At 41.2% G+C, this 12,793-nt stretch carries 12 protein-coding genes; 6 read left to right on the forward strand and 6 right to left on the reverse strand.

Annotation, left to right across the window (positions count from 1 at the left end; all coding sequences use genetic code 11):
* Nucleotides 1-7 precede the first annotated feature (7 nt).
* From METTI_RS12320 to METTI_RS12335, 4 genes are read left to right on the forward strand one after another with little or no spacing between them, the layout of a single operon-like run.
* Complete coding sequence (locus METTI_RS12320) at nt 8-1,027, forward strand: bifunctional N(6)-L-threonylcarbamoyladenine synthase/serine/threonine protein kinase (RefSeq protein WP_023846153.1); 1,020 nt, start codon at nt 8-10, stop codon at nt 1,025-1,027.
* Nucleotides 1,024-1,596, forward strand: a complete 573-nt coding sequence (locus METTI_RS12325; protein ID WP_023846154.1) for a Kae1-associated kinase Bud32 — start codon at nt 1,024-1,026, stop codon at nt 1,594-1,596. Before METTI_RS12320 ends, METTI_RS12325 begins: the two co-directional genes overlap by 4 nt.
* Nucleotides 1,589-2,143, forward strand: coding sequence for an XTP/dITP diphosphatase (locus METTI_RS12330; protein ID WP_023846155.1), 555 nt, complete (start codon nt 1,589-1,591; stop codon nt 2,141-2,143). The genes METTI_RS12325 and METTI_RS12330 overlap by 8 nt, the downstream gene beginning before the upstream one ends.
* Nucleotides 2,144-2,189: 46 nt before the next feature.
* On the forward strand, nt 2,190-2,771 hold the full coding sequence (locus METTI_RS12335; protein ID WP_023846156.1) for a hypothetical protein: 582 nt from the start codon (nt 2,190-2,192) through the stop codon (nt 2,769-2,771).
* A gap of 121 nt (nt 2,772-2,892) precedes the next feature.
* On the opposite strand, the gene aroA is transcribed toward METTI_RS12335, so the two are convergent.
* Complete coding sequence (gene aroA, locus METTI_RS12340) at nt 2,893-4,170, reverse strand: 3-phosphoshikimate 1-carboxyvinyltransferase (RefSeq protein WP_023846157.1); 1,278 nt, start codon at nt 4,168-4,170, stop codon at nt 2,893-2,895.
* A 352-nt stretch (nt 4,171-4,522) separates the two neighbouring features.
* On the opposite strand from aroA, the gene METTI_RS12345 reads away from it, so the two are divergent.
* A complete protein-coding gene (locus METTI_RS12345; protein ID WP_156916287.1) occupies nt 4,523-4,957 on the forward strand; it encodes a DUF488 domain-containing protein in 435 nt (144 codons plus the stop codon).
* Nucleotides 4,958-4,986: 29 nt separating this feature from the next.
* Here METTI_RS12345 and htpX read toward each other — a convergent pair whose 3' ends face one another.
* The 5 genes from htpX to METTI_RS12370 form a co-directional block, all read right to left on the reverse strand.
* Nucleotides 4,987-5,847 (reverse strand): zinc metalloprotease HtpX, encoded by an 861-nt coding sequence (gene htpX, locus METTI_RS12350; RefSeq protein WP_023846159.1) that lies wholly within the window; start codon nt 5,845-5,847, stop codon nt 4,987-4,989.
* A gap of 214 nt (nt 5,848-6,061) precedes the next feature.
* Nucleotides 6,062-8,899: a methyl-accepting chemotaxis protein gene (locus tag METTI_RS15320; protein ID WP_023846160.1), complete on the reverse strand. Its 2,838-nt coding sequence runs from the start codon at nt 8,897-8,899 to the stop codon at nt 6,062-6,064.
* 404 nt (nt 8,900-9,303) lie between these two features.
* Nucleotides 9,304-9,591, reverse strand: a complete 288-nt coding sequence (locus METTI_RS12360; RefSeq protein ID WP_023846161.1) for a hypothetical protein — start codon at nt 9,589-9,591, stop codon at nt 9,304-9,306.
* A 28-nt stretch (nt 9,592-9,619) separates the two neighbouring features.
* Nucleotides 9,620-11,080: a hypothetical protein gene (locus tag METTI_RS12365; protein ID WP_023846162.1), complete on the reverse strand. Its 1,461-nt coding sequence runs from the start codon at nt 11,078-11,080 to the stop codon at nt 9,620-9,622.
* 188 nt (nt 11,081-11,268) lie between these two features.
* The gene (locus tag METTI_RS12370; protein ID WP_023846163.1) at nt 11,269-11,598 is read right to left on the reverse strand and encodes a hypothetical protein; all 330 of its coding nucleotides are present in this window, start codon (nt 11,596-11,598) and stop codon (nt 11,269-11,271) included.
* A 271-nt stretch (nt 11,599-11,869) separates the two neighbouring features.
* On the opposite strand from METTI_RS12370, the gene METTI_RS12375 reads away from it, so the two are divergent.
* Entirely contained in the window at nt 11,870-12,790 is a 921-nt protein-coding gene (locus tag METTI_RS12375) for a helix-turn-helix transcriptional regulator (protein WP_023846164.1), read from the forward strand.
* Nucleotides 12,791-12,793: the final 3 nt, after the last annotated feature.

Raw genomic sequence — 12,793 nt, forward strand, 5'->3', positions numbered from 1 at the left:
TATCAAGTTGAAAGGAACAGTGCTTGGCATTGAGGGCACTGCGTGGAACCTCAGTGCTGCCATCGTAAATGAGAAAGATGTTATTGCGGAGGTTTCCGATATGTATAAACCTCCTACTGGTGGAATACACCCAAGAGAAGCTGCCCAGCACCACGCAAAGTATGCTTCCTATGTGGTAAAAGGAGTACTTGAGGAAGCAAAACAGAAAGGACTAGATGCATCAGATATCGATGCGATCTCATTCTCTCAGGGCCCGGGACTTGGGGCTTGTCTGCGTACTGTGGCAACTGCTGCCAGGATGCTTGCAATAAGTCTTGATGTTCCTCTTGTAGGCGTAAATCACTGTCTTGCCCATGTGGAAGTTGGCCGCTGGAAAACACCGGCAACTGATCCGGTTACACTCTATGTAAGTGGTGCTAATTCACAGGTACTGGCTTACAGGATGGGGCGATACAGGGTATTTGGCGAGACACTTGATATCGGACTTGGAAATGCTTTTGATAAATTTGCACGCAGTGCAGGTCTTGGACATCCTGGTGGGCCACAGATAGAGCAATTTGCCAGAAATGCTTCAACTTACATTCCCCTTCCTTATGTTGTAAAGGGAATGGACCTATCATTTTCAGGACTCTCCACCGCAGCAACCGCAGCACTCAAAGATAATTCCATGGAAGATGTGTGTTATTCATTCCAGGAAACCGCTTTTGCAATGGTGGTTGAGGTTACCGAACGTGCACTTGCTCATACAGGAAAGAACGAAGTGCTTCTTGCAGGCGGTGTCGGTGCTAACATGAGACTCAGGGAAATGCTTGATATCATGTGTAACGAACGCGGTGCCAATTTCTATGTTCCTGAAAAGAGGTTCATGGGTGATAACGGAGCCATGATAGCTTATCTCGGACTCCTGATGTATGATTCAGGCAATGTGATTGACGTTGAAAACTCACATGTAAATCCGAACTTCAGACCGGATGATGTTGATGTAACATGGATTCCAAGAGATTTAGAGGAGGGGATGCAGTCATGAATCTGACCAATGGTGCCGAGGCTGTCGTCAGGGTTGAGGAAGGAGTTCTTATCAAGGAAAGAGTTCCGAAGAACTATCGCCTGAAAGATCTTGATGAGCGTATCAGGAAGGAGAGGACAAAAGCCGAAGCAAGGCTGATATCTGAAGCAAGAAGGGCCGGTGTTCCAACTCCTATCATTTATGATATTGAGAATTCTACAATAAAGATGCAATACATTGATGGAATTGCATTGAAACATGTTATCGATGAGAAGCTCAGCGAACAGATAGGCATTCTTGTTGCGGAATTGCACTCAGCCGGAATTGTACACGGTGATTTGACAACGTCCAATCTTATACTTTTCAACGATAAAATTTACATGATTGATTTCGGTTTATCCTTTTTTGAAGGCAGTATCGAAGCACGTGGTGTTGATGTGCATGTCCTTTTCAGGACGTTTGAAAGTACGCACAGAGGCCATGAAAAACTTATAGAGGCATTCTGCCGTGGCTACAGGAAAGAATTCGGGCAGGCTGATGAAGTGCTTGAAAGAGTGAAAGAAATAGAGAAGAGGGGAAGATATGCGTAAGATAGTTTTTGTTACTGGTAATAAGGGTAAGTTCAGGGAAGTTAAGGATATACTTGCCACCAAGGGCTTTGAGGTTATACAGAATACAGATGGTTACCCGGAACTCCAGGAAGATGACCTCGAACCAATTGCAGCCTATGGTGCCAGATGGGCATCTGATAAACTCGGACTTCCTGTAATGGTGGATGACTCAGGACTCTTCATCAATGTGCTTAATGGTTTTCCAGGACCTTATTCTGCATTTGTGGAAAAGAATCTTGGAAACCCAAGGGTTCTTAAAATCATGGAAGGTGAAACCGATAGGTCTGCTGTATTCAAGTCGGTGATAGGCTACTGTGAACCGGGAGCTGAACCACTTACATTTACAGGAACTGTGGAAGGTAAGATTGCTTTTGAGGAACTTGGAACAGGTGGTTTTGGCTATGATCCGATATTCGATTACAATGGAAAAACATTCGGCGAACTTGGTGATGAATTCAAGAACACAGTTTCACATCGCAGACGTGCTCTGGATAAGTTTGTAGAGTGGCTGGATTCTCAAAGCTAACTGCCAATTTTGTTAATTTGATTAAGAATACAGGAATGTGAAAAACGTGGGGGTTAAAAAAAGTTCTTTTTTCAGGGATACCAGAGGTATTGACACAGTTCCGTTAAAGATGGTATTCTATCTTGCCATAACGGGTGCTGTTATTTTCCTTATGGCTTTCTCATGGAATAATATGGCTCCTGTTTATTCAGGAGCTAAGGACAGCAAGCAGATAAATTCTGCTGTACTGGAAATAGTGTCCATACAGGACGGATATGCCAGAAATGTTCAGGAAACTAACTCGCTGGAAGGTTCTATATGCAGCATTGAACTTTCATTGCCCGATGTCAGCTTTCTGTCATTTGGCGTGGATCCGGACTCAAATTTAAATGGTAATCTCAGTGACAATTCATGGATTGTTGAGAATAACACCATAATCTGTCAGTATGAAAACGGTGCAAGGAATCTGTATCACATTGATGGTGAAACCATCATTTTCAAAAAAGGCAAGCTGGATAATTCTACCGGTTTATGGCTGCCTGATGAAAATACTGAATCTGCAGGAATCGTGATTGGAGGTCCGATATCAGGTACTTTTAATTTTGAACTGGTATTTGACGATGGAAAATGTACAATTTCACATTTTTAGAATTAGTGAGGACATTATTTATTTACATATAATTTAAAATTGGGCTTTGTAAAAATAGAAAAATGTTCAGATCAACATGAAAATGTCATGTTGATTCTGTTTTGTAAGTAAAATCTGAAACTCAGATAAGTTCCACTGCTGCACCCAGTTCTTTCATTACCTCAAAGAAGTTAGGGAACGAAATGTCCACGGCTTCAGCAGTATCTATAACAGTATCTCCGGCAACCATTCCGGCAATGGTGAGTGCCATTATTATTCTGTGGTCATGCCATCCGTGAAGGTCGGCTCCTCTCAGTGTGCCGCCTGTGATTATAAGCTGGTCTGGTTCTTCACGTACTGAAATACCCATCTTGGTAAGTTCAAGTGCCATTGCGTGCAGCCTGTCGGTCTCCTTGTAACGGACATGTTCCGCATTTTCGATAACTGTTGTTCCTTCGGCGCATGCAGCCAGAACTGCAATTGTTGGTACAAGGTCAGGTGTTGCACCTGCGTCGAATACTGTTGCCTTAAGGCCGTTGCCTGTTATCTCTGCTACACCGCTTTCTTTGTCCCAGGATATTTTAGCACCCATGCGTTCGAGGACATCGATAATTTCAACATCTCCCTGTTTTGATGGGAAGAGATTTTTCACCGTAACAGTTGACCCTGTTACAGCGGCGGCTGCAAGCAGGTATGAAGCTGAAGAGAAATCTCCCGGAACTGTGTACTCTTTCAGGTTGTACTTCTGGTTTGCAGGAATGATGAATTTGATAGTGTTTCCTTCTTCAACGAGGATCTCTGCACCTGCCTGTTCGATGAGTTCCATTGTAACGTCAACATATGGTCTTGATTTCATCTCACCTTTGATGGAGAGTGTTGTGCTCTGTGTGTTCAGTGGACAGGCAATGAGAAGTGCTGATATGAACTGTGAACTGATGGAGCCATCAATTGTAGTAATGGCGCCTTTAAGTCCTCCGCGCACTACAATAGGTGCACAGCCGTTTCCTCTTGTGGAATATGCCTCCACTCCAAGTTTATTGAGGACATCAAGGAGGGGCTGGTTTGGCCTGTTTCTGATAGAACTGTCACCTGTAAGTACGGTAACTCCAGTTGTAAGTGCTGATACTGCTGTCATAAAACGCAGTGTTGTTCCCGAGTTTGCCACATCAATAACGTTATTTGGCACGTGAGGTTTACCACTCACTCCTTTTACGTGAATTCTATCCTCGTATTTCTCAATAATTGCTCCTAATGCTTCTGATGCACGAATACTTGCAAGTGTATCGGCTGACATAAGGGGGCGGTGAATCATACAGTCATCGGAGAGTGCGGCAATTGTAATTGCACGATGAGTATAGCTTTTTGATGGTGGTGCGAAGACTTCACCATTTACTTTTGAAGTGCTGACAGATACTTTCATTTTATCCTCTTTGATCTCGGATTACTATAAGTGTAATAGTTAATATCTTAATATCTCATTCCCTGTATTCCTATATTCAGATATTAATTTCAATTAGCTTAATGTAAATATGAGTTTTACCCTAGCTTCCTGTGACAAGATGACTTTCTTAATGATATTCTTATCGATGTGATAAGAATTGCTGTTCCTCTTTTGTTAGAAAAATCGTTTCAGATAACTTAAAACAGCTTCTGTTATAGAATGAATTTGTCATCTCTTCCGCTTTCTTTTTATTATATGCCGCAAAATCTCAGAACTAATAATTGGACATCGGCATATAATATATTGTGCATTACACATCATGGTGCTAAAAATGAAGTGCTATACCATAGGATACGGAAACCGACAGCTTGATGAGTTTATCTTCATGCTGGCAGAGAACAGGATAACTCATCTGGTCGATATAAGAAAGTATCCACAGTCAACTTTCAAGGTATATGATCGGGAATCACTGGAAGACATACTTCCAAAGAACAGTATTCTTTATTATCATTGTGAAGGCGTTGGCGGTATGCGTGAAACCACATACGTGGAGTATATGGACACAGAGGCATTCCAGAGCAGCCTGAAAAAATTGGTATCCCTTATCAGTAAGGTGAATTCTGAAAACGGGAGGATAGTTCTTATGTGTGCTGAGAAAAGCCCTAAAGGTTGTCACAGGCACTACCTTTCAAATAAGCTTGAAGAAAAAGGAATTGAGGTTATCCACCTTGTTGAACAGGGGCAGACAAGCCTCTTTAACTTCTAATTCTATGTTAATTTATACTATCTTTTCGATTACTGCATTGCATGCAGACGCCTGATACGTTCTTCCGTAGTTGGGTGCGTCCTGAACAGGTTCATCAGCGAGTGTCCTTTTAGCGGGTTTACGATGAACATGTGTGCAGTGGTCTCAGATGCCTGCACATCGTTTCTTCTCGGACGATAATTCTTGCTTCCATACTCCAGTTTCTCAAGGGCACTGGCAAGAGCCCATGGTTTCTGAGAGATACGAGCTCCCTCCTCATCGGCTGAAAATTCCCTTGATCTTGAGATTGCAAGCTGGATAACCGTTGCTGCAATTGGTGCTACGATAGCAAGTGCAAGGAATCCTATAATATTCCCGCCACCTTCGCTGTCTCTTCCTCCAAAGCCGCCGAATATGGCTGCCCATTTGACCCAGGTTGCTATCATTGTGATAACACCGGCAATGGTTGCTGCAACTGCACTGATAAGCGTGTCTCTGTGTTTTACGTGTGCAAGTTCATGCGCCAGTACACCTTCAAGCTCTTCTGCATCTAACAGGTCAAGTATTCCAGTGGTTGCAGCGACTGCGGCATGCTGTGGATCTCTGCCTGTTGCAAATGCATTTGGCATTGAAGTGTTCACAATATATACTTTTGGCATTGGCAGGTCTGCACGCATAGCAAGTTTTTGTACAATTCCATATAATTGCGGAGCTTCGGCTGCAGTGACTTCCTGAGCACGATACATTTTCAGGACAATTTTATCACTATACCAGTAGCTTCCAAAGTTCATGATTATCGCAAATATGAAAGCGATTATCATTCCTGACGTTCCACCAAGCAACTGGCCTACAATAACCAGTAAACCGGTAAGAGATGCCAGTAATAAAGTGGTTTTTAGCATATTTCCCATAATTTTCCTCTTAGATATGATGTCATTTCTAAGTGAAAAATTGTTGTTTGTTCTTCTATAAAAAGGTAACTCTACATCCGGATACTTTTTCCTATGATATAATTTCACAAAAAACAGAAAACAGGTGCCAAAGAACTCTTTTTTAAATTAATCCGGATTACACCTAAATAAAATAAAGTGGAAATTTGCCTTTTAAGGCAAAATCCCCTGGACTTCAAACCAGTGCGGGTTTCTCATCACGGTCTTTAGGTTCCTCGTTTCCACTTCCATCTGCACAGGCAATACTTGCAGAACTTACACTGCCAACACCCAGAGTTACATCAAGGATGAACTTGTCAACAACCGATTTCATATCATTGGAAAGGCATGACAGCTCGTCTGCAGATCTTGAAAGTTCCTGCATGGTTGAATTCTGTTCCTGCACAGATGCTGAAGCTTCCTGCGTACTGGCTGCCGATTCCTCTGAAATGGCACTCACCTCTTGAATAGAAGAGGTTATTTCTTCAATGGAAGCTGATTGTTCCTGTGCGGCAGCAGCAATGTCCTGTACCATATTTGCGATCATTCCGCCGGATTCAACTACCTGTTCAATATCAATTGCAACGGTATTCAGGGCTTCTGCTCCGTTTGTAACCTCTTCTGAACCCTGCTGGATAGATACAACAGCATTATCAGTTCCTTCCTGTATTTCCGCTATAAGTGTTGATATCTGCTTTGCCGCATTACCTGAATCCTCTGCAAGTTTACGTACTTCATCTGCAACCACGGCAAATCCTCTGCCATGTTCTCCTGCACGTGCAGCTTCAATTGCAGCATTAAGTGCAAGAAGGTTTGTCTGGTCTGCAATATTGGTTATCAGATTGACAATTTCTCCAATCTGCTTGGATTTTCCTGCAAGCTCCATGATAACATCAGATGACTCGCCGGAAGTGTGCTTAATATTTTCCATTTTCTGCAGCAGGTCTTTTGTAGTAGTCCTGAGGTTTTCCATGAGTTCATTTGAACTCTTGGCATTTTCAGCAGCCTTACTGGAATTAGTAGCTACTTCCTGTACTGTCATCGTCATATCTATCATGGCTCTTGAGACCTCTTCTGTTTTAGAGGCCTGGCTTTGAGCACCTTTTGCTATCTCAGAAACTGTATCTTCTATCTGATATGCAGAAGATGTCATTTCTTCTACGGAGGCAGACATTTCCTCGGCAGTGGAAGCCACATTCATAGAACTGTTATGTACAAGTGATACCACGTTATTTAATGATCTTCTGGCATTTTCTATTCCGTCTGTCAGTTTCCTGACGTCTCCTTCAGCAACAAGGGTAAGCGGTTTTGAGAGATCATTATTTGAAATAGCTGCAAGAACTTCACTTGACTCTTCAATCAGGCCCTGGAGCTTATCACCAAAAATGTTGAGGGCATCGGCAAAGTCTTTGAAATCACCTCTTGCCTCAAGTTCAAACCTTGCACCAAGGAGACCTTTACTATATTCGTTAACCAGGCGTATGGCTTCGTTCATTGGTGTGACAAGAGCATCGATTGCTTCATTCACAGCATCAATTGCATCTTTGTATGCACCATTGTATTGTGAGGAATCAGACCTGTATTCAAGATTACCATTCTTTGCTTCATTTCCAAGTTTGACAAATTCATTACCCAGATTTTCAATATTGCTCATCATTGCAATATAACATGGAATAAGCTCATCATTCTCTGAACGTTTACCCACTTCTTTGAGTCCTTCAAGATCACTCAGGTCACCCTGAGCTATCCTCTTGTTAACGCCCATGACTGTCAATATTCTGTCCCTTACACCGTTAGTAGCAGTCGCAACTTCATCATAGATTCCCTGGTAATCTCCCTCTACCTTTCGCGTATGATCATTATCGACCATCAACTGCAGTATCTCATTACTCTCTACAAGACCACCAAGACCATCGATGCATTCGTTGATATTGTCTTTTATGTGATTGAAGTCTCCCAGGTATTCATCAGTAATCTTTTCAGGTATTTCTCCCTTTGATATCTGTTCAATATAATCTGCTGTCATGTTCAGCGGATCAATAACAGAATCAAATGCGTGGTTTACTGTGGTTATTGCTTCATTGAACAATCCCCTGAAATTATCCGCATTTGCTCTGTAGCGAAGGTTTCCATTTTCAGCAGCATGTCCAAGTTCAATGAACTCATCAGTCATTCCCTTCACATTCTCCATCATTGCAATGGTATAAGGAAGAAGTTTGTCATTTTCTGAGCGTTTTCCAACAGATTTGTATTTATCAAGATCGTTGAAATTTCCTGCAACCATATATTCAAAGGTGCGCTGGATGTTGAGAAGCCTGTTGCGCACTTCATTTACAGCATATATGTTATCCTTGAACACTCCGTTGTATTGTCCGGTAGCTTCAGTTTCAAAGTCATTAACTGCAAGTTTCAGAAGTACGTCTGTTCCTTCATTAAGTGGTTCTGCGATTGAATCCAGGAGAGTGTTCTGTGATTCTATAATTCTTTTGAAGTCTCCTTCGTGCCTGGATGAATCCGCACGCAGATCCATAACACCTTCAATACCTGCCTGGGCAAGTTTTTCAGAATCCTCAATAAGGGCATTAATAGCATCCACGCAGAGGTTGAGGTTATTCTTGAAATCATTGAAAGTGCCTTTGTATTCCCTCTCGATTCGAGGTGGAATGTCTCCCATTGATATCCTTTGTACGTATTTGGACGCTGCAAGAAGCGGTTCCACAACAGCATCCATCAGGCTGTTAAAACATCCTGTAATGTCCTGTGCATCAGTACAGGATTTTGCAGTTCCAATACGTGCATCAAGATGTCCTTCAAGCGCTTTAGCCAGAATCTCCTGCATTTCACTTCTAATCTGTTCCTGCTCCAATGCTGCAGTTTTCCATTGGATTGCTTCATCAATAAAAGCATTTAGTTCTTCAGCAGCGGCTTTATCTGTATCACTGCCTTGCAAAGGTATTCTGGCTTCAGTATTTCCATTTTTAATAGAAGCCAGCACATCAGGAATCTCTTTAATCACTTTATTTGTGCCAAACATGGTATAGTCACCTTGTTACCGGTAAATTCTGTAGAATTGCGGGAATCACTGTTTATACTGTATATTTTGAACAGATACTTTTTATAACAGTTATCAATTAATTTATGCCAAAGTGACTATATTAGTCTTATTATAAAAAGATTTCACGATAAAATAATACATTCAGTTATTTCAGGTTTAAGAAATGCAGTTGGTCAAAGTGATAAGAGTTGTTTCAATGAGGTAAATGTCCTCTTATAAGCAAAAAAAGTTTCATTTTGCAAAGATGTAATTCTGGAGCGATTCAACAGTTAAATCTAGAAAACCCATTTAAATTGCAACAAAAAAGAAAAATAACAGACTTATATAATTAGTCAGGCTGTTATGATTAAAAAATGACGATGGAACATTAAAAATGTTCCGGTTCATATTTCTTCAATAACAATATCTTCTTCAAGATCCATTTCATTGAGCATTGCTTCCAGTTCAGCAAGATCTGCTTCCAGATCCTGCATTTCAGTGTCAGTGATTCCTACCATTTCTTCACTGAGTAACTCATCGGCAACACTAATGTTTTGGGTATTGTCAGTTTGATCTGTGCTGTCACTTAAATCGCTTTGTTCCTCTGTAGTGCTCTCTTTATCAGCACAACCTGAAATAGCAAGACTGAAGAGCACCAAAGCAATGATAATTAATTTTCTGGTTTTAACCATTATACCACCTATTCTAACTCCGGTTAACTCAGCTCTCAGTCACGTTTGCATCGTCGTTTTCGTCCTCACTACTCTCATCTTCAGAATCTTCATCAGATTCTTCTTCCTCGTCAACTGAGTCATCATCGCCATCATCTTCCTGCTCATCCTCGGTTTCCGTTTCAAGTTCATCTTCTGAATCTTCATCGTCAGCATCATCGTCATCCACGGCTTTGTATGCCCATTCACCGTCAGTTCCTTCAGCTTCGTAAGTTCCCTGACCTGCAAGCACTACTGAACCTGTTCCTTCAGCAAAGAGGTCAATTCCACTTCCTTTTATCATGACTGTAAGGCGGCTTCCCTCAATGTGAATATCACCAGAAAGTCCGATGAATACAAATGCACGATTGTTGTCAGTGCTGTTTCCTGCATCTATATTTGATTCCTCATAATCTTCTTCATCAACATCAATCACAGCATCGTCTGCAAGGTCCTTGACAATAATGTTAACATCTTCTGCAGTGACATCAATTGTAACATTTCCTGAAATTACAACGGTTCCGTTTCCATTTGCTTCAAGTGTTCCTTCGCCGCTAAGTGTGATCAGTCCTTCCCTCTGCTGCTTTATTTCACCAAACATATTGCGCAGGAGTGCATTTGCTTCAGTTATGTCTTTACCTGCTTCTGTAAAGTACTGGTTTGCTTCCCTGATGTTCTCTGAATCAGTACCTTCACCGTGCATGTAAGCATTTCTTGCCTGTTCCTGCTTTTGTTCGGCTGAGACTATAAGTTCGTTATATTCGGCAAGCATCTCTTCAAGGTCTGTTACATCCTGGCCATTCTGTTTCATTCTGGCAATTTCATTTTCAAGACGATTTGCCATGTTCTTGGATGTCTGAATAACTGTTCCTACCTTGTTGTCAATAACTTTTCCTTTAGAGACTACGCGATCTTTACGTACATCATTCCAGATGCTTCTGATGTTCTTTGCAGCTTCAGCAAGTTCTTTCCTTGTGTCTGCATCCTCAACATTTTCTCTTTCCTCCTCAAGCAGATCTATGTAATCCGAATCTTCATCCTCATCAAGGAAAGTAAGTATATAATCTATAGAACTTATCAGGTATTCTTTTGTGGCGTTTATAGCTTCTTCAGTATTAAGGTTAGGATTCTGGGACTTGACGTTAGCAAAATTGCTCTTTGCCGCCTGATAGTTATCTGCAGCATTAGCAGCGTGAGTATTTGTTATTTCTGCTCTCTTAGTTGTTCCATTCTCTGTTGCATTAACCCTGTCCCTGTCTTTGACCTGTGATTTTCCATTGCTCTGGGAGTCATCACTGCTGTCATCGTCAGTGGTTTTAGCACTGGCACTATTCACTGAACCTTTTATACTTGCATGTTCATTTCCATTTTCTGATGCTGCCATTGCACCCATTGGAATAATGCTTATAAGCATCATTATTACTGCAAAAATCGTAATTATTCGCATTCCCTTTTTTGTTTTGCCCATCATAAGAGTACCCTCCAGTTCTCTTGTATTCAAATCAATATTTTATGATTTTTATGAATATGATTTTAGTTTTTTAATATATAAATATCTGTGAAACGTAAAGATGTGAAAATGGGATAAACCTGTGAAGGCTATCCCATTTATCTCTCCCTTTCTGCTTTCGTTTTACTTTCGTGTTTTAATCATGCAACTTATTCTTCACTGATGCATGATCCATCTCTGGCGTGGATCTGATCTCCAGCTCCGTTGCCAGCACCCTGTCCATTTCCTGCCCCACGAGGCCCTGTTCCGTCGCAAACACCATCGTTTGGACAGTTGTCACAAATTCCATCTCCGTCTTCATCTACAAAGTTGTCGCAGATTCCATCGTTAAGACAGTAGGCACCATCACAACTTCCATCTCTATCTTTATCCTGGTCTCCCATTCCTTTATAATCGCCATATGCTGCCATAGCAGATACTGCAAACAAGCTGAACAACATAAGTGCTGCAGCAATAAGTGAAAGTTTCTTTGTGTTCATATTTATTCTCCCTCTATATTGTTTCTAATTTGCTTTCTTTTATTTTGACCATTGCAAGCGCAGGCCTGACTTTGCCATGGTGGTATAATTTCGCGGTTGACATTGTCCTATCTTGGTAGTATAGTTGTTTTCAACCTGCACTTGCAAATCCAGCATTGGCAGAGGGGAATATAAGCATACTTTACTTCATGGAAACTTTATGGATACTTCAATACTGAATAAGGGCTTATAACAGTTTATTTTACTTGATAAAACTTTAGGATACTTCAGATTGGCATTAGAAGTAACTATTATATGGGTGTACTATGTAAATATACATCCTGTGTTGAACAAAAAAATAATCCTGCTTAGCTTGAGTGTTATTTTATTTGCAGCTCTTTGTCTTCCGGCATCAGCTCAGGAGGCAACAATACATGGTGCTGTATATGAGTGGGATTCATTTGATCCGCTTGAGCATGTCATTGTGGAAGTCAATTCAACACCTTCCCAGTCAATGCTTGCAAATTACGGCATTTATTCTTTCAGTCTGGATCCCGGAACCTACCTGATATCGGCAAGTTATTACAGTGGAAATGAACTGGCGGCATACACTGAAGAAGAAATAACCATTACAGATGATGGTGATTATGTACTGGATTTAATTCTGTTTCCGGTGTACTCTGATGATCCATTGCTTAATGAAAGCGATTTTACAGAACTTGACGATATAGCCAGTTTTTCAGAGTCCGAAGAGGAAATTTCATCATCCTCGTCAGTAAATTCAGCCTTGATTATTATTGTCCTTTTGATCTTAATTCTTGCCGGAGTCATTATATTTGTAAAACAGAAGAAAGGATCTTCAACGCCCCAAGACTCTTCATATGCTGAGTTTTCAGGTGAATTTGATTCTGATTATGTTGATGACTCAATAGGTGGTCTGGGTGGTTTGCCGGATGACCTGCGTGAAGTTATTTCCATCATTTCAAAGAATGGGGGCAGAATTACGCAAAAAGACCTTCGTACAAAAGTTAAGCATTCTGAAGCCAAAGTCAGTTTAATGGTCTCAGATCTTGAAAGCAGGGGAATTGTACGCAAATTCAAAAAAGGCCGGGGCAATATTATTATTCTTGAAGAGCCAGATTCAGCAGACAATAAGGATTTAAGTTCTGATCTAGCTGACTCATCAAATGAGAGTCCTGATGATGGGAAATGATGA

It is taken from the genome of Methanolobus tindarius DSM 2278 (assembly GCF_000504205.1).
Classification (GTDB): domain Archaea; phylum Halobacteriota; class Methanosarcinia; order Methanosarcinales; family Methanosarcinaceae; genus Methanolobus; species Methanolobus tindarius.